The organism is Orbaceae bacterium lpD02, from assembly GCA_036251875.1.
Classification (GTDB): Bacteria; Pseudomonadota; Gammaproteobacteria; order Enterobacterales; family Orbaceae; genus Orbus; species Orbus sturtevantii.
Genome location: CP133960.1, coordinates 406357 through 431874, shown reverse-complemented (window position 1 = coordinate 431874; position 25518 = coordinate 406357). Strand labels below are relative to the sequence as shown.

Annotated in this window: 16 protein-coding genes; 1 reads left to right on the top strand and 15 read right to left on the bottom strand. The window is 39.2% G+C overall.

The annotated features are described in order from the left end of the window. Window positions 1–29: 29 nt before the first annotated feature. The 9 genes from RHO12_01915 to umuD all read right to left on the bottom strand — a co-directional run bounded on the left by RHO12_01915 (window position 30) and on the right by umuD (window position 12946). On the bottom strand, window positions 30–3824 hold the full coding sequence (locus RHO12_01915; protein ID WVD66539.1) for a T6SS effector BTH_I2691 family protein: 3795 nt from the start codon (window positions 3822–3824) through the stop codon (window positions 30–32). Beyond that, window positions 3817–4785, bottom strand: coding sequence for a DUF4123 domain-containing protein (locus RHO12_01910; GenBank protein ID WVD66538.1), 969 nt, complete (start codon window positions 4783–4785; stop codon window positions 3817–3819). The genes RHO12_01915 and RHO12_01910 overlap by 8 nt, the downstream gene beginning before the upstream one ends. Window positions 4786–4803: 18 nt before the next feature. Beyond that, window positions 4804–7197 carry a type VI secretion system tip protein VgrG gene (gene vgrG, locus RHO12_01905; protein ID WVD66537.1) on the bottom strand — a complete coding sequence of 798 codons (2394 nt, stop codon included), beginning with the start codon at window positions 7195–7197 and terminating at the stop codon, window positions 4804–4806. 566 nt (window positions 7198–7763) lie between these two features. Continuing rightward, on the bottom strand, window positions 7764–9515 hold the full coding sequence (locus tag RHO12_01900; GenBank protein WVD66536.1) for a DUF2326 domain-containing protein: 1752 nt from the start codon (window positions 9513–9515) through the stop codon (window positions 7764–7766). Then, a complete protein-coding gene (locus RHO12_01895; protein WVD66535.1) occupies window positions 9506–9733 on the bottom strand; it encodes a hypothetical protein in 228 nt (75 codons plus the stop codon). Before RHO12_01895 ends, RHO12_01900 begins: the two co-directional genes overlap by 10 nt. Next, window positions 9717–10697: an SMEK domain-containing protein gene (locus RHO12_01890; protein WVD66534.1), complete on the bottom strand. Its 981-nt coding sequence runs from the start codon at window positions 10695–10697 to the stop codon at window positions 9717–9719. The genes RHO12_01895 and RHO12_01890 overlap by 17 nt, the downstream gene beginning before the upstream one ends. 58 nt (window positions 10698–10755) lie before the next feature. Then, complete coding sequence (locus tag RHO12_01885; protein WVD66533.1) at window positions 10756–11148, bottom strand: hypothetical protein; 393 nt, start codon at window positions 11146–11148, stop codon at window positions 10756–10758. A gap of 126 nt (window positions 11149–11274) precedes the next feature. Continuing rightward, on the bottom strand, window positions 11275–12543 hold the full coding sequence (umuC, locus tag RHO12_01880; GenBank protein WVD66532.1) for a translesion error-prone DNA polymerase V subunit UmuC: 1269 nt from the start codon (window positions 12541–12543) through the stop codon (window positions 11275–11277). Window position 12544: 1 nt separating this feature from the next. Beyond that, window positions 12545–12946, bottom strand: a complete 402-nt coding sequence (umuD, locus tag RHO12_01875; GenBank protein ID WVD66531.1) for a translesion error-prone DNA polymerase V autoproteolytic subunit — start codon at window positions 12944–12946, stop codon at window positions 12545–12547. A 301-nt stretch (window positions 12947–13247) separates the two neighbouring features. Here umuD and RHO12_01870 point away from each other — a divergent pair, with 301 nt between their 5' ends. Then, the gene (locus tag RHO12_01870; GenBank protein ID WVD66530.1) at window positions 13248–14558 is read left to right on the top strand and encodes a tetratricopeptide repeat protein; all 1311 of its coding nucleotides are present in this window, start codon (window positions 13248–13250) and stop codon (window positions 14556–14558) included. Window positions 14559–14593: 35 nt separating this feature from the next. Here the strand turns inward: RHO12_01870 and RHO12_01865 are convergent, their stop codons facing one another. From RHO12_01865 to RHO12_01840, 6 genes are all read right to left on the bottom strand, one after another. Continuing rightward, window positions 14594–15745, bottom strand: a complete 1152-nt coding sequence (locus tag RHO12_01865; protein WVD66529.1) for a hypothetical protein — start codon at window positions 15743–15745, stop codon at window positions 14594–14596. 243 nt (window positions 15746–15988) lie between these two features. Next, window positions 15989–16957, bottom strand: coding sequence for a tetratricopeptide repeat protein (locus tag RHO12_01860; protein WVD66528.1), 969 nt, complete (start codon window positions 16955–16957; stop codon window positions 15989–15991). After that, window positions 16954–20349, bottom strand: coding sequence for a hypothetical protein (locus RHO12_01855; GenBank protein WVD66527.1), 3396 nt, complete (start codon window positions 20347–20349; stop codon window positions 16954–16956). Before RHO12_01855 ends, RHO12_01860 begins: the two co-directional genes overlap by 4 nt. 19 nt (window positions 20350–20368) lie before the next feature. Continuing rightward, window positions 20369–22762, bottom strand: a complete 2394-nt coding sequence (vgrG, locus tag RHO12_01850; protein ID WVD66526.1) for a type VI secretion system tip protein VgrG — start codon at window positions 22760–22762, stop codon at window positions 20369–20371. Between the two features lie 176 nt (window positions 22763–22938). Continuing rightward, window positions 22939–23409, bottom strand: a complete 471-nt coding sequence (locus RHO12_01845; GenBank protein WVD66525.1) for an SAM-dependent methyltransferase — start codon at window positions 23407–23409, stop codon at window positions 22939–22941. A 184-nt stretch (window positions 23410–23593) separates the two neighbouring features. Further along, window positions 23594–25273: a PcfJ domain-containing protein gene (locus tag RHO12_01840; GenBank protein ID WVD66524.1), complete on the bottom strand. Its 1680-nt coding sequence runs from the start codon at window positions 25271–25273 to the stop codon at window positions 23594–23596. Window positions 25274–25518: the final 245 nt, after the last annotated feature.

Below are 25518 nucleotides of genomic sequence, written 5' to 3'. Positions count from 1 at the left end.
ACGGGCATTAAGCCCGTTACTGTTTAAAACTATTGCACCCATTTTAAGGCTTCGTTTTCGGCCTGTAGTAAAATGGTTTCATGGTCTTGCTGAAGTTTTTCGATTGCCTGTTTCTCAAGCTCTGAGAGGTTAATGTTGGTTTTTTCTTCTATAACCGCTTTTAACATCTCAATTGCCTCAAAGGCTTGCGCCTGACTAAAACTGGTTGTAAATTTCTGCTCTTGCTTATAAATCCCTAAAGCAGAATAACTTAACCACACTTGAATCTCATTATCAGCAAAATAGTCATACAATAATTCAATCACTAAGGCGGTAATACCAACAATGCCGGCAAAGCGAAATAATACGACTCTTAATGCAAATAGATTAAATGCTTTTTGCACCCCTCGGCTTACAATATAATTTTGTGCTCTTTTTTCAAAAAAGGTCACTACCCATTCATAGCGGTAGCTTAAACCTAACATAATATTTAATCCCCCGGAGGTTAAATAGGCAGTCGAGGATAACAAGCCAAAGGTGCCCGCCACATAGTTGCCGCGTTTAAAATGGTCAATGGTGCCACCCGCCATCTTGATACCGGAAAAAAAGCCAATTAAGCCACTGAACACCCCAAATGACACTTTAGCATAGGCAAACGAGGTGGTGGTTTTACCACGAACGGCGCGAATTGAGTACGCCACAAAATCGGATGTAGTCGCCACCAGTGAACTGCTGGCAATCAGCTGTTCCATCGCAATATCGCTATCACTAGCAAACAGTGATAGCTTTTTATCCATAATATAGTGCCAGTTATATACCTCAAAAGCGCCAACCAAAAATGCTAAACGCGCACTACGTAAATGCAGCTGGTTACGCGTAATTTTTGCGGTAGTTGCCTCAGAGAAGACGTTAAATGAAAGATTTAACGTCTTCTTAAAAAACTGGTCAATATCGACCAAGTTATCGACAAACCGTCCATCTAACTGCTTAATTGCGGTATTTAAACTCTCGCGCAGCTGTTTAATTAAGTGTTTCGCCTGCGCCGGGTAGGCGCTCGACAGTAACTTAAATCCTCCGCCAATATTTACCCCCGGTGCAGCAGCGCTTTTAAAGGTGATCCACGCTTCCATCAATTGGTATTTTAAATGGGCGTAAACCACACCAGTTTTCCATACTACACCAGAAATAGCCAGTGAGGCCACTTCGGCAATTATGGCTCCCTTACTATATAGTCCGTCCATAATAGGAGTACACTTGGCTATCAAATTATCATAAATTTTAAGGGTTACGGCTGGGAAAGTATCTAGGGTGTGATAATTTGATAACCATTTAATTATCACCCTTTTTTGGCCAAAGGTGGTATCTAACGCGAGGGTATGTAAACCTTCTATTTTTTGTAAGTGCTGCAGCTCCTTAATATACTCTAGCTGTAATGTTGCCGTCCGTACAAAGGTAGTATAAAGGTTTAAACCGTCTATCTTTACCGCATTTAAATCTTGTGCAATATATTTTACCGCCTTGCCATTAATCACTTGCTCCCAGATTTGCTTTAATATTACACAGCCATTGAAGACATCAAATAGTAATGCTCTGAGCCCTAACGCCCAAAATTTAGTTTTAATATGGACTCTTGACTCCACATCAATATCGGCCAACTGCTCTAAGTCGTAAAGTTTTTGAGTAAACGCTCGCCCCTCTTCGCTGGCGTCTAATCCGCGCAACGCGCGCGCCAATACCGAGGTAAAATAGAAGCCATTAAGATTAATTTTTGTTAATTGCTCCACTTCATTAGGATCTATTTCATCTTTTTCTAATGCTGCTTGCAGCTCCTGCTCGATCTTCTCTTTATATTTTAGCCATAACTCATGATTACTCTTAATTTCGGTTTTTTGCTCATAAGAGAGGTCATTAATAACATGCAGGTAATGACTGTTTTCAAGCCATGCCGTAAGCTGTTTAGCCCGCGCATTAGCAAGGGTATTTACCTGCTCATCGAGCTCCTTAACAATACGGTCAAAATTGGCCGAATCGAGGCGAGAGGTGTATTGGTCTAATTCACTGTCAACTCGTTGGTCAAATTCTTGTTTATACTCCTTGGCCTTCGCCTCATATTCGCGGACGAGTTTTTGATAAAGTTGATGCAATGTCAGTGCCGCCTCTTTTATTTCCGCAGTGCTGGCATCTTGCTCGAAAGAGGCGTATTTAATAAATTTTTCATAAATCGTATTTGGGTAATACTCAAGCTCAGGCCCTGTCGTATACAGCCTAACCTTCGCAACATTTTCGTTATCGTCTTTATACCGTAAATAGTTCATAAAACGCGTGTAGTATTTTACCCCTGACGGTTTACCATAAAAGTGATCCTTTACCAGTAAAATATACGCTTTAATCAGCTGATGAAACTCTCGCTTTATCGGCGGCGTATAATTAAGATCAGTGGTATTAATTCCTAAGTTTTTTGCACGCTGCTCAATATCCATCGCAAACACGCTCGCTAGCTCAGGCGCATTTCTATATTTTTCAAGTTCATTAAAATAGGTCGGGTCTTTTTTCTTCATCAACGATTCAAGAATTTTAGTCTTGTAATCAACCTCATCCAATGTGGAATGTTGACCGACCGCACCATATAAATCATCTTTGTAGGGCGCAATATCAAAATCGTCTTTAGCAACTTTAGCTTCAAAAAAAGCGCGAATTTTAGCTAAGTACTGTTGGACATCACACTCCATTTTCGCTTCATGCTGAAACTGTATAACGTGCCCATAGGTATCGTTATAATAGCCATTTAAGTCTTCCGCGACCCCTAATGCATCCTCTAGCGCTAAAATCATCGGTGAACTGTGCTCACCGCCATATTTTTGCATATTTTTATATAAGCTATGAAGATGGCGATTCGCTATATCTTGAAATATCGGTTTGGTATCTATTCCTTGCTTTACAACTATATTGCCAAATTCAAACGAGCACCATGGTTGGCTAGTCGAATTGAGTTTTAAATTGTGTTTATTAAATTCATACTCTGCTGAGCGCGTTTTTTTATCAACCGTCACACCAACGCGAGTAAGCTGAGTAGTTTTATAGGTTTCTTTTGCAAAAATACGATGGTTTGAATCGAAAATAGGTGTGCTAGGGCCGTTATGTTTTGACTCGTAATCAAACTGCAATCCGTCTTCTTGATTATAAGTGAGCTGTTTATTAAAAATAAAATCAAAATCAAAATCGAGAATGTGCCCTAAGGTCTGCTCGGTTGCTGCGGTGGCGCTCACGTGTTGCTGCTGAGCTTGCCAGGTCTTAATATCGACTTCTTGCATTCTTGGTAACGGCGTCTTGCGATATTCTTGCATCGCCTCAACCGTCCAAGGGAATTCACTATAGGCAATATAAACTTTACTATAGCGCTCAGGATTAGGGATTGTAATAAAGTCGTTTAATGATGAATTTTTTTGTAAATTTGGGCATTTAAATGCATCATCATTTTTATCTACCGGTTGAACTAATTGAATTTTAGTTTGCCGAACAAACCGCCCCTGTTCATCAATGCTATAAACTAGCCAATGTTCATTTTCTAGCACCATCTGGGCGGCTTCACTCAATGAGGCGTTACTATTTTCTGGCTCATTTCCGTTAGTCGCTGAGTTCAAGTAGATATAAATAAATCCAGCTCTAACTCGCCGAATATGGTATTGATAATCATCATTTAATGGCACATCCGTTACACCAGCTAAATTCGCCCATAAAGGTTTGGTTTTATTGATATAACGAGGAACCACAGTATACCTTGTTGGAAAAATCGCTAGGCCTTCTTTATGGCAACCGCATGTTACTGAGTTATTTTTATCATTCATCCCGAATTCCTTGTTGTCGAACTTGCCAATCATCATGACTTAATGCGTTTAATTCATTGCAAATGGCATCGTATTGCTGGCTTTTGGTTAAGTGTTGTATTTTATTTTGTATTAATGGCTCTAAATCAAAGTCTGCACCAAACTTTATGGCTAAAGTTGCCCATTTAACCAATAAGGGATCATCTTTAATAGATTTTGCTAACATACGCATGACGCAGGGGGTGATGTGTTTTAAAGAGCCAATCGGATCAATTGGCATTGTTGGCTGCATAATGCGCTGTGTTTGAATGATTTGATTATTAATCCCAATACAATATAACTGGTCTAGCTGTTCATCAAAAAGTCCTAATTGACCCGATAATACCGGTTTTAGCGGCTGATCTGTGGAATGCATAACAAGCTCGCCGGTATAATTTAATCGCCCCCAATGGCTAATTTGCCCCACTAATTTTGTCTGCTGATGAGGCTCCAACACACTCATTAACTGGGCAAAGATAGCGGGATCATAAAAGCGCAAGAAAAACGTCTTTCGTTGCCGCTTTTGTATGCATAAATTAGCTAAATCACGTGCAACCTGAAGAGCCGGTGACTGGGTAAATAGCCAGGCGCAATATTGCTGGCCACCACCATATGATAAATATTCGGCGGATAACTGACTCAGCGCTTTATCGACGGTGTAGCTTAATACCTGCTGCTCAAATAGATTGGTTAAATCAAGCTCAAGCAGTAAGGGCCGTTTATTTGCTTGAATAGACGGATGCATAATCGGCACAGGATAAAGTTGCCTTCGCCCTGCGCAATAATCGATGATGGGATCGTTAAGCGGTGTTAAAAAGGGATCAAGCAAGATTAAGCAGCGCTGCTGATAATGAATCGACTGCTCTTTTAGCTGCTCAGTAATATTTTTAGCAGCAGCTGAGAGTGCGGCCACTTCAATTTTAGGCTGGTTAGCACGTAACATGGTTGGTCGTTGTCCTTATTAATCTAATTCAAGTAGTGCGTGCTGATTTTGCGCCTGATCATGGGCTGTTTGCTGGCAGTTAACGTTATCCGCTAAATTAATCGAGCGATCCTGATTAGCTGGCCCCATTTTTTGCAGCGCTGCCGCTTTAATGGTGACGTTAGCCGATGAGCCGAGTTCGATACCCTTACCATTGATGGTAATATACGAACCGCCAGCGAGCAAATTAAGGCCATCAAGTGCCGAGATAGTCACTTTGCCCTCGACACTATCAATTTTAATATCCTGTTTAGCGGCGATAGCCATGGCGTCGTTTTGGGCCTGTAGCTCGACTTGGCCTTGGTTAGCCAATAACTTCATGCCCGCTTTATGGGCGAAAACGCCGACCGCCTCAGATGAGGCTAAGGTGATATTGTTTAGCGCGCTAATATCAGTTTGCTGCTCACTGGTTAAGCTGATGCTGTTACCACTGGAGAGCTGGATATTTTCATCACTGGTTAAAGCAATACCGGCTGGTGCGTAAGCAATCATGCCCGCTTCGGTTAACTGGTTGAGTGCGCTTTGTAGCTGCTGTTGACTATCGATATCAGCGGGGTGCGCCTGCGCGCTGCTGGCGGCCTGTTGCAGTGCTTTGGCAATCGATAAGGCGTTTTCCAGCTGGGCAATCGCGCCTTGCATATCAAGCTGCTGACCTTGGGCTTGTGGCTCGCTTTGTGCGGTTAGGTATAAACCTTTGTTCGCGCTAATGGCGCCCCATTCGTCGGTGCGTAGCTCAAAGCCGGCGCCGCGTTGCTCTCTGTTTTGGTTAACTAAGTGACCGAGGTTGAGCTGGCTTTTGCCGTACTCAGTCGCCAGTTTAATATGCTCTTGCCCGCGTTTATCATCCATGCGCAGTTTGTTGTTGGCTGGCGTTCGCAGCACATTGCGGTGTTTATTGATAGTCGTGACAGGGTCAGGATGTGTGCTGTCATGCATGGCATGGGCGATATACGGTCTATCTGGGTTACTATCGGTAAAGGCAATCGCCACCTCGGTACCATCGATTAAGGGGAAGTGAAAACCATAGCGGTCGCCGGCATACGGTTTTGCCAGCCTAACCCATAAGCTTTCTTCACCGCTGCGCCAAGTTTTTAAGTCAAAATCAAATTTAACCCGGTAGCGTCCCATGGTGTCAATATAACCATAAGTGTCATTATCCGGACTAGTTACCCGCGCTGGTAGCGTGCCGGTCACTTGCGGCCACGGTAACGGTGCCGGGCGATACGGCTTTAATACGTTATACGGGATTGCAGTAAACTTAACGTGATACGCCTCGCTGCGGTCACCATAGCACTCGGTTGATAAAATCACTATCCCTTCACTGATGCCGTTGATTGGGCTGCCGCTAATGATGAGGCGTTGCCCTGGGGCTAAGTGGTAGTCATTGGCATTACCGTGAATAATAATCTGTTCACTAATCTGCTGCTGATGGCGGATTTTGGCATACCAATTGCCACTCTCAATAATGTTGTCATCACCTTTACGTTTAAAGTGCTCACCATAACGGTAATCAGTGCCGGTGGTGGTGGTTAGTTTTGGTTGGCTGTTAACTAATGAGTATCTATCGGTTTGTGCCTCGCGGTAGTTGTCATCGTGGACAATCACCTGACGCGCTACGCTGTGACTTTGAAACTGTAAATCCCACACGCTATCACGCGCCTTATCCGCCATGCCACTCGGTAACGTGTAACCAAGACTGCCGACGTCCTCAAAACCCTGTTCGTAATCACTTAATACCAATACATCGCAGTTATGTTCGGCGTGACTTTCAAAGCGTAACCAAATACCCACATCGGCCAGTAAACGCTGTATAAAAGCGAGGTCGCTCTCTTGCCACTGCGTGATAAACTCCCGGGCTGGGTAGCTGTCTTTTAGCGCTAAGCGGTAATCGACGCCGGTAAAACCATGACGACGCAGTACCTCCTCCACCACGCTAACCACACTTTGGTTTTGGTAAATGGCGCTATAATGGTCATTCGCAAATAGCGCCAGTCGTGGCTGCAGTACCAGCCGATAATGCGCCTCGTCTTTATTGACTGATAGCTGAGCAAACTCAGTCACCACCCCATATAAGGTGCGCGGCATTGCCGGTTTATCAAGTGAGCTAATGTGGGTGACCTGCGTTAGCAAGTTGGGGGCTAAGAAGCTAAACTGGGCTGGCTGGTTAAGTACACTATCAATAGTGATATGCGGGTCAAGGCTCGTGACAATAATCTCGTAACGCCATGGTTGGTTGAGTGCTTCATTACCTTGAACCGATAAAACAGAGAGCGCGGATGATAACCCTGAAAGCGTCAGTGAGTACCGGTTATGTTGCTGGGTGCTAAGTGCGTTAGTGAGTGAATCTAATGCAGTATCAAGACCGCTAGGCATGGCGTAACTCCTTTTATATTATTCTGTTTTTATTATTGCTTTATTCCATTATTACTGCATTTTATGTGTTTTTATATTAAAAGACAAGGTAAGAAAACAATCTCTTTTTGTAATACAAGACTAATATAGTTTGTAGCAAACCCTTTATGGAGTTTTAGACCGTAGTTTTTTTACCTCACTTAATAAAACTAATCCAATGTGTATTTGAACGCTTACCACTAATATGGCCTATCCACGGTTAATACTCTGTTAGTGCTAACACCTCTTTGACCGGTATGTCAGTCTCATTCCATTTGAATATTAATATTCCGTTATTCTTTAGCACTCTGAAGCATTCACTAAGCGCTTTTCGCAAATCCTCTTGCCAAGTTTCACTATGTAAACATCCGTATTTTTTTGCTAGCCAGCTATTTTTACCCACTTTAACCAGGTGCGGTGGATCGAAAGAGACTTGATAAAATGTTTCATCTAAAAAAGGTAAACGGGTAACTCTCGCTTTTGCAAGCGTTGTGTTAGATTAAGTCGGTACAAATACAAATAAAATAATATATTAATCTTAAAAATGATTATTCAGTAGCAAACTGATAAGGTAAATTATCATAATTTTCAATTCTAAAAAGCTTATTATTTTCCGATAGGCTCAAAATAATATAGTTATCATCATTTAAATCAGCAGGCAGTTTATCTTTAAGAATAGAAGTAATAAACTGAATGTTATTCTGATTGACTATATTAGCTATTTTTGTCAATTGATTATCATGCATTAGCTCTTTCTTATCTGTTAATAGAAAATGTAAACAAGGTATTTTTTCTTGGTCTGCAAATAGGGTATAAGCTATGTCAAAACAGGTTATTTCACCTTGTTTTTTACCTGAGCTAAAATTAGAAGCATTAAATTCGTAGAATTCATATACTTTTTTACCATCCTTTTCTTTTATTTTTGTTGTTAAGCCAAATTTCTCTTTGTACATTTGATAAGAAATATCTGAAAAGTAGTGATTAAATTTTTTAAGTTGCTCATCTAGATGGGTTTTGAATGTCTCTGAAAAAATACCCATGTCTATATTTTCTAGACTTTTTGTTAATGACTCAATTGTATCTTCAACTATCTTAATTTGTGAAATTTTTTCTTCTAATTTCGCTTTTTTTTCATAAGCTAAGTTTAGTTGTTCAATAATTATTTCTAAGCTAGCAAATGCAGGGGTTTTTGTTATTTTTGTTGTTAGCAAATTCTCTTGATTTAATAACTGATTAAGGTTTTCTTCATTGGAATTTATTTCTTCATTTAATTGAGGTAAAGCTTCTCCTACAAATTTTGACTTTTCTTTTAGCATTGCATTATGGAATTGGAGTAACTCTTCAAACGTTTTATTTACTTTGTCTAACTGTTGCTCAACTTGAGAATAAAAATGACGAAGTTGCCCGACGTCAATGTTAGAATGCTTATTAAGCAAAGAATTTTGAGCTTCTATAATAATAGTTCTTCTTAACTTTAATTTAGAGTTTTTTCCACTAATTATATTTATTGTTTGTTTAACTCTATCTAATTCATCTAAATCATTTTGAAAATCAGGATTGATATTAAATGACTCTTTTTTCTTATTCAATTCATTAATTTCTTCAATAACATAAGTTAACGAGATTTCGGAAACTTGGCGTGGGCTTTCGCGTTCCAGTCGTTTTCTGAAGTTGTTTTCTATGTTAATTTTAGCTAGTAACTCGTTTTTTTTGCTACTATCATATCTTCCACATCCCAACATATATAGATATAAAGCTTCATATTCCTCGTCTTTAGTATAGCGATCTAAAATTTTCAATGTGTTATTCAAACGCAAATCACGATAACGGATGTTATGCGCAATTAGCTGTTTAAACGTAGGATAGTTACCATATACTCCAGGAAAAATTAAATCAGAAAGAGTTTTACTAAATTCTTCATCCGTTAATTGTTTTGAGTTAATTGTTTGAATTTTCTTTTTTCTCACTAGAAAATTTCTTTCAATTTTGATAGTTGATGAATGTGGATCACTAATATTTCTTGTTAAAACTAGAGTTATAATAATTTCATTATCCATTAAGAATGTTCTAACTATTTCATTAATTTTTTTATCATTTTCAGCATCAGAGTATACATATTTTGATTTACCGTCCAAGCAAAAATCGATCAGGCTAAGAACTGTTGTTTTTCCGACATTATTACCACTTTCATCATTAGTTAATTTTATAGTTTCATCTACAATCAGATTCAAACCAGCATGAAAAGTAATGTCGCGGATAATTTTATCTTTATTGGCTATTTGTAGTGATTTTAAGAACATCTCTTTACCCATCCTTCGCTATCAATATAAAGAAAATTCAACAAATATAGCCAATCCAAACAAAGTGAAAACATTGAAACAGACATATTCCTAATTTTTTTTGTTTGAGAATAAACTTCCATTACATGCTGCTCACCTGATTCATTTAATACTCGAATAACAAATATAGCATTAAAATAAACAGTTTCTTCTGGATGAGTATCATTCGGTAAAAGCATAGAATTCTCCAAATGGTTCTCTGAATATTTTACAACGAATAAAAGCATCCACAACAATAATTGTTACACTTAAATCTAAAATTTCGTCTTCATAAGCAAAGTTATCACAACTTGCAACAACTATCCCTTTTACTTTTTCTTGAACAGCAAAAAATAGTGCATTGTTGTCCTCATAATCTACAAAAAGTTGGGTGTAAATTGATTTGAGTTTGTTGAAGATAGCCAACTTACGATTACATCCTTCTTTATCATATTCACTATATAAATCATCTAAATAATCACTGTAAATTGCATTATCAAGAATATAATCTCTAACTGTACTTAATTTATTGAATTCAATTTTATGATCTATTTTATAAGTATTTTTGGGTTGAAAAGATTCATTTTCTTGTAAAGGCTCTAGCGCCAATAAATTAACAATATCAGCCAAACAACTTTGCATTTTGGGGAAAGACAAAGTGTTTCTGTCGTTAAGCTCTTTGACAATAAAATCTTTAATTTTCGCTATTGAGTTACTTTTTAGCCTCTTAATTAACATAAGCAAAGTAGGAATATCATAAATATCATCTTGAGGTACAAAGCAAATAGTATCTGGGATTTTATAACTATTTCTTTTTAATGAAGAGGCATTTTTAGATATACATAAGAATTTGAAGTTATAACTGCAATATTTTTCTATATCAATTTTATCTAGCGAACGTTGAATTTTTGTTGATTCAGATTGACTTGATACTTGCATAATAATCTGCCGTTCAGTATCAACTAAATCAATACCACGTACATTACTAGCATTTTTGTTAACATTTCCTAGCTTCCAATCAAATATCAAATTCATCAGTTCGGCAAAAAAATCTTCAGCATGGTTATTCAACTCTAATAAATTCAATCTACCACTTATTTCTATTTGATAGGCTAAGAACTCTAGTTTACACTTGATTATATCAAAATCATCTTTTCTTATCATAAGATTTAACCTTTATTATAAAAATATACTCTAATATAAGTTTCAAGAATATGAAAATTCAGTCACGTTGAGATCCTACATAAAACACATCAGTCACATTGGTTAATAAACGAGTGATTTTCTCTTCAAGTTCGGGATGAACCATAAGCATTTGTTCAAATTTCATAAATTGGTCTGTTAATGAAGAGCGTAATTTAATTGACTGGCGAGTGCCAAGGTCTATTTCAAGAAAGAGACAAATATCCCTTACTCTTTTTGACACAACTTCAAACTTGTTACGTCTCAATCGCTGAAGAAAATCTTTATTTAATGGTTCTATGGTGTTATTGATAATGTCTTGAGCGTGTTTTTCATTAAATCGACGCACACACTCTCTTATTGAAAGTTTTTTCATTGCTAGAGCGTTATCAACCATGAAACTAATTTCTTCATTAGAATATTTCAAATTCATAACGTATTATTTTCCTAATACAAACTAATACTAAGTATTAATATAATGATACAGAAGTATAAAAAAAAAACAATTATTATTTAATTGAAGTTAAACGTTATTAATTCGATAATTCAACTTATCTAATTAAATAAGTTTAGCAATCGGGATATCCTTAAAACGTGTTGTGTAGGCCGGTGATAAAAATGCCTGTTTCATTTGCCATTGCCCTTTAATGCCTTGTGAGGCAAAGAACAGTTTGGTTGAACTTGTTTTATTAATTCTATCGATGGTGTTCAAAAGCTTTTCATTTCGGACCAGGGAAGTTGGATCAGAAAATAAATCATATTGGTCTGTTTCAACCTGACAAAAGTCATTTAAAATCACCCCCGCTTTTTGATAATCTTTTCCATCAATCCATATTCGTTTAAGTAATCGGTTGGCGACAGATAAAAGTTTTCTGGTGTCTGACGTTGCGCTTATTTTTTCAGAAGATGAATGACTGTAATAAACCTGGTTTGGTGTAAAAGGACTGGTTTTAATAAACACGGTAATGTGCTTGCAATACTGTTTATCTTCCCGAAGTTTTTCCGCTGCTCGTGCCGTATAATTACTTATGGCTTGAGACAGGGTTTCTAACTCAGTCACTTTAACCCCAAATGAACGAGAGCAGACAATTTGCTGCCTTGGCTCAGAAATACTCTCGAGTTCCAGGCATGATTCACCGTTTAACTCTCGAACGGTTCGCTCGAGTACCACACTAAATTGCTGCTTTGCCTCAATAGGTGACCAGTTTGCTAAATCTAACGCAGTGTTAATATTACGCTCTTTTAACTGCTGACTTATCGCCCTACCAATCCCCCATACCTCTTCAATAGGCGTGATTGCCATGAGTTTAATCTGCCGTTCCCTATTTGACAAATCAACGACACCACCGGTTTTAGGCCACTTTTTGGCAGCATAATTGGCAAGTTTTGCAAGCGTTTTTGTTTGGCCAATACCTACACCTACGGTTAAGTGGGTACATTGTTTAACTTCATTTCTTATCTTTTGCCCCAACGCCTCAAATGACATGATTTGATTAAATGACGCAATATCACAAAATGCTTCGTCAATACTGTAAATTTCGATATCTGGTACAATACTTTCAATCGTATCCATCACTCTTTGAGATAAATCACCATACAAGGCGTAATTCGAGCTAAAAACCTGAATATTATAGTGTTTTAGATAGGATCCAGATAACTTAAAATAGGGCTGTCCCATTTTAATACCAAGCGCTTTGGCTTCACAAGACCTAGCAATTACACAACCATCATTGTTACTTAAAACAATAACGGGACTCGCTTTAAGCTCCGGTCGAAACACTTTCTCGCAGTTGGCATAAAATGAATTAACATCAACATGAGCAAACATATTACGTCTCGTGAATAACAAATGTCACCACACCAAAGATTTCTAATTGGCTTTCATCTTTTATGATTATTGGCTCATAATTTGGATTCATCGGTAACAATGCAACGCTCTCACCAAGTTGAAGTTTTTTAACTGTAAATTCGCCCGATAGTGAGGCAATAACAATATCACCGTGGACCGGTGTTTTCGCTGAATCAACAACTAAGATATCACCCGAACTAATTTGCCCCTCAATCATAGAATCTCCTGAAGCACGAAGCAAATAGGTTGCGGACGGGTGCTTGATTAAAAGCTCATTAAGGTCAATCCGTTTTTCAATAAAATCTTGTGCAGGACTTGGAAAACCTGCTGAAATTGACTCTAAAAAAAAGGGAACAAAACATTGTTTATTTTTACTAGACATATTAATAACACTTGCAATAACACTGTATACAATCACAGTATATCAAAAATTTTACTCATTTAATATTTTTTTCATAAAATTTAATAAGTTAAACTCTCATCTAAGTTGACGCCTTTACCCACAAAAGTGGCTTTGAGTGTCAGCATATAGCGGTTTTAGAATAGGCCCATTTCTGTTATGGCTCCAGCTTGTAAAAATTCCTCTTAAAACCTTTACCATTGATACATTGCCATTATATTAACAGTTCATTTTATGCTAGACTAGCGCTTTAAAATTATAGTAGTAAAGTGAAAACAATATAATGCTAAAACAAACTCAATTATTCCCGCTGTTTACCCTGCTCACCCTACTCATCATGTCCACCTGTAGTGTGGATGCCAAACTACGCTGTACTCTGCTAAATAACCAACAAAATATCGCTGACTGCAATACGCTCGCCGATAGCGGCGATGCAAATGCACAAAATACCTTGGGTGAAATTTATTACCAAGATGCGCTTATCCATAAAGGCTACCACACTAAAGCCCGTATCTTATTTGAAAAAGCCGCTAACCAAGGGCTGGCTAAAGCGCAATATAACTTAGGTGCCATCTACCGTGATGAATTTAATAACTTCCCGGTTGCCTTAAGCTGGTTTGAAAAAGCCGCCGCCCAAGGCAATAGCGATGCGCAAAATAGCATTGGTTATATTTATGAAAATGGCTCGGGCGGTGAAGCGCCACGGCTGTATACCTTTGATGAAAACGGCAAAAACATTGACCCTGAGCTACCTTATATTGAAGCAAAATTTGCTCCGTATGACTTTCAGTTACCTGTCGTCACTTATCCGCGTGCGATTTATCCGATTAGTGAATATGGTCAAGGGGTTGAGCCTGACCTGCATAAGGCGTTTGAGTGGTACAAAAAAGCCGCGGCGCAAGGTAATGCCCTTGCCCAAACTAACCTGGCCTATTTTTATTTAATGGGCATTGTGGTCGATAAAGATGAAAAGCGGGCATTTAAACTCTATCAACAGGCGGCCAAACAAGATTGCCCACCGGCACTAAAATCGCTGGCATTTATGTATATGCAGGGCCTTGGCACCAAAGAGGATATCCCCAAAGCCTTTAGCGCCCTTGAGCAAGCCTATAGACTACTGCCTGATGATAATCTATGGCATATGATTAACCTCAAGATGTCCATTCGCTATTCACTCAAAACATCACTCCCTTATAAAGATTCTGTTTTCCGTAAACAGTTTGACTACAAAGACTCCAGTGATGAAGATTATATTCATGAACGGCTAAAATACTTAAAATGTGTGTACCAGTTAGACTTTGAACATGCATACGGTATTACTGGAATATATGTCTCGGTAAGACCAACGAAAGCACTTGTACTTGGCGAGTCGATCGGTGAAAACTCATTATTTAAAGAACGTCATTTTATCAAGGAAGCAATACAAGGTTATTATAAGACAATGACGTCGTTAAGTTACTACTATAAAGCTGAAGAGCAGGATATGCCACGCGCTCAGCTATGGCGTAAATACGCCATTAAAATGGGCGAACTTAACCACAGTAATGTGTGGCCAGGCTATGATGACAATCAAACCGATAACGATGATAAGTAACTAGCAACGGGCATTAAGCCCGTTACTGTTTAAAACTATTGCACCCATTTTAAGGCTTCGTTTTCGGTCTGTAGTAAAATGGTTTCATGATCTTGTTGAAGTTTTTCGATTGCCTGTTTCTCAAGCTCGGAGAGGTTAATGTTGGTTTTTTCTTCTATAACCGCTTTTAACATCTCAATTGCCTCAAAGGCTTGCGCCTGACTAAAGCTAGTTGTAAATTTTTGCTCTTGTTTATAAATACCTAGAGCAGAATAACTTAACCACACTTGAATCTCATTATCAGCAAAATAGTCATACAGTAATTCAATCACTAAGGCAGTAATACCAACAATACCGGCAAAGCGAAATAACACCACCCTTAATGCAAATAGATTAAATGCTTTTTGCACCCCTCGGCTTACTATATAATTTTGTGCTCTTTTTTCAAAAAAGGTCACTACCCATTCATAGCGGTAGCTTAAACCTAACATAATATTTAATCCCCCGGAGGTTAAATAGGCAGTCGAGGATAACAAGCCAAAGGTGCCCGCCACATAGTTGCCGCGTTTAAAATGGTCAATGGTGCCGCCCGCCATCTTGATACCGGAAAAAAAGCCAATTAAGCCACTGAACACCCCAAACGACACTTTAGCATAGGCAAACGAGGTGGTGGTTTTACCTCGAACGGCGCGAATAGAATATGCCACAAAATCGGATGTGGTTGCAACCAGTGAACTGCTGGCAATCAGCTGTTCCATCGCAATATCGCTATCACTGGCAAACAGTGATGGCTTCTTAGCCATAATATAGTGCCAGTTATACACCTCAAAAGCGCCAACCAAAAATGCCAAACGCGCACTCCGTAAATGCAGCTGGTTACGCGTAATTTTAGCAGTAGTTGACTCAGAAAAGACGTTAAATGAAAGATTTAACGTTTTCTTAAAAAACTGGTCAATATCGACTAAGTTATCGACAAACCGTCCATCTAACTGTTTAATTGCGGTATTTAAACTCTCCCGCAGCTCTTTAATTAAGTGTTTTGCCTGCGCTGGGTAGGCGCTTGACAGTAACTTAAATCCCCCGCCCACATTAACCCCTGGTGCAGCAGCGCTTTTAAAGGTGATCCACGCTTCCATCAGTTGGTATTTTAAATGGGCATAAACCAGCCCAGTTTTCCATACTACACCTGAAATAGCCAGTGAGGCCACTTCGGCAATTATGGCTCCCTTACTATTTAGTTATAAGTATTAGGAATTAGATAGAATCTGATTGACATTTAAGCTCATTAATTATTCTACTATTTAGGCTATTACTATCAATACATTAATCAGTCATATTTACATTTTTTTATTATCTCAGCATATAACTTGTATTCATCGGTAATGTCATTTTGACATGCTTTATGAAGTCATAATAAAGACTGTTGATAATTTAATTGCGTTGCTTCTATTTCAATTTGCCTGTGTCATATGCTCGATTATTCTTGCTGGTATTCTATTCTTTTTTCCATTTTTAGTCATAAAATCAATATATTTTTGATAAGCTTTTAAAGCTTCATCTTTTTTACCTAGTTTCCAATAAGTATCACCCAAATTTATATAAGAAACAGTTCTATTTGGATATAAAGAGACTATTTTATCTAAAATAAAGATAGATTCATCGTATAACTCCATTTTCTCAAAATAATATGCAATATTATTATAACTTTCTACATTATTTTGAGTAATTGGAATATCAGAAATGATACTATCTATCGTTTCGATGCTCCACAGATGACCAATAATATTAGATTCCTCATCTGTGTGATCCTGTTTTAATAAGTTTTCTATCGACTTAATAATATATTCATCATTAAAATTAACCGTATTGATTTTTTCTAATAAAATTTCATGTTTTTTATATGGATAGCGTTGATACTTTCCATTGTAAAAACCATCAATACCACTAAAATCTATTGCTGTTGCATCTGATGAAATTTTGATTGGAGTATTATTATAAATTTTATATATTGATATATCATAAAAAGCTGCATCGACTTCTGTTTCATCGAATTCATTAATTACTGTTGCAGTATAACCATGCAATAGGAATAAGATATTTTTCTTCTCAAGAAATATGGCGTCTCGAATTTTGTCTACTTCTGGCGCAGAGTACAAGAAAATATCGAATATATTATACTTATCATTATTATCTTGATCTTTAATTTTTAATTGTAATATCTCTTTACCCTCATTAATCAATTGGAAAATCAATGAGATTTTATGAGCATCAAAAGAGTGAAGCTCTCGGTCTTCATAAATACAACCAAATTCATCTGTCGTTTGAAATTTTATCTCTTTTTTATCTTGAAAATATTGACATTCATTTGCATTAATAAATTGGCAAAATAATAAAATAAATACAAGGATTACATTTCTCATATATTTTTACCTACCAAAAAGTTGAAAATAAGTTTAAATCTTTTCATGCGGTCATCAATTCCATTTAATCCGCCATTAACTTTTTTACTTACATTAATAATGTTACTCTTATCCGCCCCTTTATCTGCTAGAGAATTAATATTAGCATGACTCCAATAAAAAAAGGATGACTCTAATGAATAAGGTATTTCTTCTAATAGTTCAGGTGTCTCTACAAAATCTATTGTTATATCTTTATGTTTATTTTGGTAATATTTAGTATAACTTTGATAATTTGCTTTCCATGTTATATGTATATACCCCCTACCTCGATGATTAACTAAAATACCCTGTTTATTTCTATATCCGTAGCGCCAATTTGCAAAGGCATTATCATTTTGAATCAAATGGCGATAGGTTTTTTCGTCGTCAAAATCAACCCCATTTGGTGTTTTTGTATTTTTATATAATTCTAAAAATCGTTTTTTAGAATAGTGAAGAGTTTCTTTTGTTTTTTTGAGTTCAAAACTTTCATGTGATATTTGGCTAAGGAAATGCGCAATTCTCAAGTTAGTATTGATTTCAAAATCTTGCGCGTATTGATTAATTAAAAATAAGAATTCATCTGAAATATTTGTGTTTGGGCAGAGTAGTTTTAACATTTCCATTGTTATCAATAAGTCGCCAACAACAAACTCCGTCATCCCCACCGGATGCAAATACCACGCTTTACCGTCTGCAGCTAAGTTGGATAAGACAGGTTGGTCAGTTGTTGCGGTATCTGTTGTACTCTGCGCTGCCTGCGCCTTAGCCACTTCATCCCACCATAGCGACGGTTTAATGCGGTGTTGCTTTTCTAACTGCCATTCATTTATTCGGTATGCCGCGTTTTTATCGAGTATCCTACACGCATGTTGACGTAACGCTGGAGCAGTTATATTGGCTTTAGTTAACTCGTCAATAATCGCTTGGCGTTTTTGCTCGGTCTGTTTTTGATAAAGCTCATCAATCTCATTCCATTTGCTTAAGCTTTCATCGCTATACCATTCACTTTCATAATTTATCGCTAAGCGGCCGATAAGCTCTGCCGTCCACGGTGTTTGTAATCCCATTTGTAGCTGTTTATGGGTGAAGGGCGGTAAAACGTAAGGCAGCGCCTTGCTAAGGGGCGTCTTAGTTAAAATATGGTGCATTGCCGACATGGTATCGGTGTAATCATTTAAATCTAACGTCATCTTACGATTAGTCTGTAGCTTTTCAACAAAGTTAGCCACATTGGCGGTCTCTTTGATGGTTGAATATCCTGTCCATGCCCATGGGCTGACCCGTTTAATATGCGGCTGGCGATAATCAGTAGCGCCTTTGCTAATATTCACCCATCCCCTAATCGGGCTGCCGAGTTGATTACCGGCGGTAATATAGGCCCAGTGATTAGCCTCCTTATCGATAGCGATATGGTTATCACTCTTAAGTGAGGCAAGCGGCAGCGTGCGCGGGTAATAAACGGTGTTGGTGTTATCTGCCGCGGGCAAGTTTGTTAAGGTTAAAGGAAAGGTTTTCCAATAGCTGATAGACTGATTTAACTGACCTTCGCCACCCTGTAGATGCATAACATCACATGCGTTAACCCAATAAGCGCTGTCACCGCCCACTAAGCTAAAGCGCAGCTGCACCTCATCACGCACGCCATGGTGCGTGTTACTGGCTGATAAGGTGCTCAGGCTTGAGTCAGCAAATGACGGCGCATAACCAATAAGCAGCGCCGTATCAGGAATATTAGCGACCGTTAACTCTGGATATTGAAATTGATAGTAGGTAACCAGTTGGGCTTTATCTGCCGCAGTTAAGCGGTAGGTGGTTGGCTGAGGGTCAGCAAGACTATCCCATGCGCCATCAGGTAAGGTATGGGTATCAATGACTTGCTCAGCATGACAGTGCTGGCGATTGATATTAAGCACATAATAAACATGCGCCTGTATATAGCAACTCTCATGCGGTGAGCCAATAAGGCTAATGTACCGACCGGTTAATATTTCGCCATCACTCGGGCTTTCACTAATAAGCTGCGCCCCTTCTTCAACTAAGATAAGGTTTTTTTCGCTCTCTGGTAACTTATCGGCAAGTAGACGGGTTTTAGTGATAAACGCCGGTAAATCATCACAGGTAAATAATTCCACGTGCCCTTGTAAGGTGAGTTTGTGATTAGAAGGGCGTTTTTCAGTGGCTAAAACTTGCCTTTTAGCTTGTGAAAACTGACCATTACTACTCACATTGTGTCCTAAATAGCCGATAAAGTCACCGGCACTAATCGCCATCGGACTATCGAGTACCACCACCTTATCAAGCGCTTTAGGTTTATAGCCCAGTTCAGTTAAGTTCGCGACCTTTACCCAACCGTGGTGCGGCGAATCAGTCGTTGTACCACCTTCAACTTTTAAGCTTGTAGGGATATAATTGGTTTGAATTTTTTTGATTTTTGCATAGCCATCTTCTTGTCCATCAAACTCAAACCGTGTCTCTTTGGGCAAGTAGGCTAAAACATCCTTACCCTCTTTATTGGCGTATACCGTAATCCCCGCTACGCTAACCTCCGGTGAACCAATTTTATCGTTATTGTCTTTATTTACCGTATAAACCGTGTTTTTATGGGTTGTGGGATCGGACTCAATGGTGCCAATCTCTTTACCGAACACATATCCGGTTATTGACACCAAGTCTGCGTAAAACGTTCCATTGCTGTTTACTAAGCCACCTTCAATAATCGATTCTAATTTATACCATCCGCTCTTATTAATTTGATCGCCAAGCTTGATTTTGCTACCTTTAAGCAATAAGGCGACGCCAGGGGTTTTGGCGCCATTATGACGGACAATGGTACCTCTGATTGGGTCTTTGCAGTGACTGCTCACGCGCCCTGATATTAAGTGCCAGTACTGCGGCTGCGCTAAGGACGCTTCTTTGGCTAACTCTTGATAACCATACCAATCGAGTTGATGCATATATAAACTATAAAGCGTTATGCCTGGCGGGGGATCTGTTTCACCTGCCACCTTGGGCATAGCAAAATAGTGACGGACTAAGGTAAAACCGGTTGAAAAATAGGCCACGCGTTCTCGACCATTCACTAATGGTGACGTAGGGGGCAGCGTGTCTTCATAGATTACTTTTGGGTAAACCGAGTTGACCCGATAGGCAATTACTTCACCCTGTGCCATACAGCGAAGCATATTGTCATTACGACTGACGTTTTTAAACACGCCATCATCAATATGAATGCCACCATGCCATAAGCCATTTTCGCTAAACGGATAAAAACCATTTTTCGCCTCGGACAGAGCCCGATAGTAGGCATCTTGGCTCAATGTTTTATCACCAACGGGGAAGATAAAATGGGTAACTTTTTTTATTGTCATGGTAACTCGTCCTTGGTCACTATACCGTAAAGTTAATTGCGTCAAACGAAACTAGCTTTTGTAATAGTATATCCTGTTCCTTATTATCGATATTCATTGCCGCTGAACTACTTTGTGTTGCTGGCCCCATTTTTTGCAGTGCCGCCGCTTTGACGCTTACATTGCTGGAGGAGCCCAGTTCAATGCCAGCAGCGCTAATTTTAACAAATGAACCACCACATATCAGGGTGATATCTTTAGCCGCTGAAAAGTCCACTTTGCTCTCAACACTATCAATTTTAATATCTTGCTTAGCGGCGATAGCCATCGCGTCGTTTTGGGCTTGCAGTTCGACTTGACCTTGGTTAGCCAGTAGCTTGATGCCAGCCTTATGGGCGAAAACGCCGACCGCCTCAGATGAGGCTAAGGTGATATTGTTTAGCGCGCTAATGTCGGTCTGCTGTTCACTGGTTAAGCTGATGCTGTTGCCACTGGAGAGCTGGATATTTTCATCACTGGTTAACGCCATGCCGGCCGGTGCATAGGCAATCATGCCGGCGTCGGTGAGTTGGTTGAGTGCGGTTTGTAGCTGCTGTTGACTGTCGATATCAGCGGGGTGCGCCTGCGCGCTGCTCGCAGCATGTTGTAGCGCTTTAGCAATCGATAAGGCGTTTTCCAGCTGGGCAATCGCGCCTTGCATATCGAGCTGCTGACCTTGGGCTTTTGGCTCGCTTTGCGCGCTTAGATATAAACCTTTGTTCGCGCTAATGGCGCCCCATTCGTCGGTGCGTAGCTCGAAACCGGCGCCGCGTTGTTCTTTGTTTTGGTTAACTAAGTGACCGAGGTTAAGCTGGCTTTTGCCGTACTCAGTCGCCAGTTTAATATGCTCTTGCCCGCGTTTATCATCCATACGCAGTTTGTTGTTGGCTGGCGTTCGCAGCACATTGCGGTGTTTATTGATAGTCGTGACAGGGTCAGGATGTGTGCTGTCATGCATGGCATGGGCGATATACGGTCTATCTGGGTTACTATCGGTAAAGGCGATAGCCACCTCGGTGCCATCGATTAAGGGGAAGTGGAAACCATAGCTGTCACCGGCATAGGGTTTTGCTAGCCTAACCCATAAGCTCTCTTCACCACTGCGCCAGGTTTTTAAGTCAAAATCAAATTTAACCCGGTAACGCCCCATGGTGTCAATATAACCATAAGTGTCATTGTCAGGACTGGTCACCCGCGCTGGCAGTGTGCCGGTCACCTGCGGCCATGGTAACGGTGCTGGACGATACGGCTTTAATACGTTATACGGCATAGCGGTAAACTTGACGTGATACGCCTCGCTGCGGTCACCATAGCACTCGGTCGATAAAATCACTATCCCTTCACTGATGCCGTTGATTGGGCTGCCGCTAATGATGAGGCGTTGCCCTGGGGCTAAGTGGTAGTCATTGGCATTACCGTGAATAATAATCTGTTCACTAATCTGCTGCTGATGGCGGATTTTGGCATACCAATTGCCACTCTCAATAATGTTGTCATCACCTTTACGTTTAAAGTGCTCACCATAGCGGTAATCGGTGCCGGCGGTGGTGGTAAGTTTTGGTTGGCTGTTCACTAATGAGTATCTATCGGTTTGTGCCTCGCGGTAGTTGTCATCATGGACAATCACCTGACGCGCTACGCTTTTGCTGGCAAACTGTAAGTCCCACGCACTATCGCACGCCTTATCCGCCATGCCACTCGGTTGCGTGTAAGTCAGACTGCCAACGTTGTCAAAACCCTGTTCGTAATCACTTAATACCAATACATCACAGTTATGTTCGCTATGGCTTTCAAAGCGTAACCAAATACCGACATCGGCCAGTAAACGCTGTATAAACGCCAGGTCGCTCTCTTGCCATTGGCTGATAAACTCCCGGGCTGGGTAGCTGTCTTTTAACTCTAAGCGGTAATCGACGCCAGTAAAACCATGGCGGCGCAGCACCTCTTCCACCACGCTGACCACACTTTGGTTTTGGTAAATGGCGCTATAGTGGTCATTAGCAAATAGCGCCAGTCGTGGCTGCAGTACCAGCCGATAATGCGCCTCATCTTTATTGACCGATAGCTGAGCAAACTCAGTCACCACCCCATATAAGGTGCGCGGCATTGCCGGTTTATCAAGTGAGCTAATGTGGGTGACCTGCGTTAGCAAGTTGGGGGCTAAGAAGCTAAACTGGGCGGGCTGGTTAAGTACACTATCAATAGTGATATGCGGGTCAAGGCTAGTGACGATAATCTCGTAACGCCATAGTTGGTTAAGTGCTTCATTACCGTGTACCGATAAGACCGAGAGCGCGGATGATAAGCCTAACAGCGTCAGTGAGTACCGGTTATGTTGCTGGGTGCTAAGTGCGTTAGTGAGTGAATCTAATGCAGTATCAAGACCGCTAGGCATGGGGTAACTCCTTTTATATTATTCTGTTTTTATTATTGCTTTATTCCATTATTACTGCATTTTATGTGTTTTTATATTAAAAGACAAGGTAAGAAAACAATCTCTTTTTGTAATACAAGACTAATATAGTTTGTAGCAAACCCTTTATGGAGTTTTAGACCGTAGTTTTTTTTACCTCACTTAATAAAACTAATCCAATGTGTATTTGAACGCTTACCACTAATATGGCCTATCCACGGTTTATACTCTGTTAGTGCTAACACCTCTTTGACCGGTATGTCAGTCTCATTCCATTTGAATATTAATATTCCGTTATTCTTTAGCACTCGGAAGCATTCACTAAACGCTTTTCGCAAATCCTCTTGCCAAGTTTCACTATGTAAACATCCGTATTTTTTTGCTAGCCAGCTATTTTTACCCACTTTAACCAGGTGCGGTGGATCGAAAGAGACTTGATAAAATGTTTCATCTAAAAAAGGTAAACGGGTAAAATCGACTTGTGCATCAGGATGAATATTTAAAGCTCTTCCATCGCATAAAATATGGTTTTCATTTCTATTGTCACAAAACAACGTTCGTTTGTCTTGTTTATCAAAGTAGAACATTCTAGAGCCACAGCAGACATCAAGCGCTGTTTTCATTCTCATAATTAAACTCCTCAATATCTTTGAAACATTTTCTATTCAATTTACGTCCCTCAAAAGCCTTTTAGGTTTTTGGCGGTTTTGCTTGTAGCCTTTTTTGGATAGGGCCATTCCCATTATGGCCCCTTACCATTAACAAATTACCCTTAAAACCCCTTCCCCTTGATGCAATTACCATTAACCCGAATTACCCTTGTTTTGCGCCATTTAACGCTTTTTGAGCCGTTTTATTGAGCATTGAGACAATTTCATTGCTGACATGCAAAATCTGCTCTGAAACTTCCTCATTACACACACCACGGACTTGCTCCAGCTTCCAACGTTTATCCCGGCGATTGAATGCAGCACCCAATGTCGCCCTCTCACCTTTGCTTTCTGATGCATCAACACTACTAATCGAAAATATTTTATAGGTATTGTGCTTAGCATGCTTGATGTAAGTCTGTATGCAGTGGTGCATTTGAATGCCTTCAATATAGACATCCTGGCCAGTATTTAACTCTTTTACATGCAAACCCTCTATAATGGTATCTGGGATAGATTTGTGCCAGGTAATTTTAGCTAATTTTTTGCTTTTATTCATAGCAACGACCTGCTCCCATTGCCTTGTGTCCGCAAGCAAGCTGTTAAACGTTTTATTTTTTCTTAAATAAACATCCGGGTTATGAATTAAAAAATCAAGAATATCCTTAAATTTGTCGATAAACAGCACGACGTCTCTGCCATTAAATTTAATAAAATCCTTTTTAAAAATAGGGAGGGAAAGCTGGCTACGAATTAATAAGAGTTGCTCCATTAATAGATTGACTAAAACCGTACGCTGATTGGCTGTGATTTGAAAAAATTTATTGGTATGCCCACGCCCCCGCATCGGTTCATAACCATTTGTTTCATACCTAAACAAGAAACTTTGTAGAAAATTGATAATGTAGACACGTTGTCTTTTAATATGGGGAATAACCATTAATGACTCAATCACACATAAACTATACTCCGCATCATTAGCCTGTCGCACATTGTGCAGATAATCTTTGATGAATCGGCTTTTCATTTGCTTAAAAAAATTCCAGGTTGATTTACATGAAAAATAGAGCGGTAAGCAAATCGAATCGTCGTGGGCAGAACTTGAAGCAACCCAACGCTTTTTAGAAAATAAATCAACCTGTTTAATATCATCAGGTTTAAGTGAAGCTAAAACGGGGAACAGATTCGGATTTTCTTTACCAATCCGGCGCAGTGAGTCAATATCCATCTTAGCAATATTAAAATACTGTGCCAATGTCGGTGGTTTTAAGTAAATGCGAACAGAGTACGAGTAAACCTCTTTATTAATAATGCTATCCCACAGCATCCGCATAAATGACCTACCCAATAAAGGCGCATTATGCTTGGCCGCTTTCTTTAATAATTTAGCCAGGATAATCCTTTTAATTGCTTCAAAACCTAGCTGGGTATCTTCATTTTCAAAGATAAACTCATTTTTCTTGTGATACATTATCTCAAGAATTGCATCAGTCAAAAATCGTTTGTATAACGTTGAGGTTGCCTCAATAAGGGACAAATGCTTGATAACAAAATCGTTATTTCTACCTTTGCTATTTTTCAAATTCTGCCAACGTTTAGCGTGAATACGGTACTTATAATAACTCAGTTCTGAGCCACTCACTTTCAGTTTAAACATATTGCATATTATTATTTCGGTGACATGGCGTTTAACGGTTACACGGTAAAAATACCCAACATCGATTTCATTAATGACTTTCATACAATCATCATAAAAATTTTCAACCCGTTTACTACCAAATCGATATTTTTCACGTACAACCGGTTTATCATATGTAATATATCGTTGATTTATATTCTTCATCGTCTTCGCTCATGGAGTGGGAAATAAACCAAATACTATGAAAACACAAAGAAATAATCGATAATCAAATCAGTATTCATTTAAGCAAAAAAATTACCCCACTTTCGCATATACGAAATCCTTCATAGATAAATTTTTTAATCATTGCTTTGCTCAATTAATTGGTGTTTTTTATCAAAATTATCCACAAAATATGTGGATAACAATAGGGATTAACCAGACTTACACCGTTACCATAACGACTT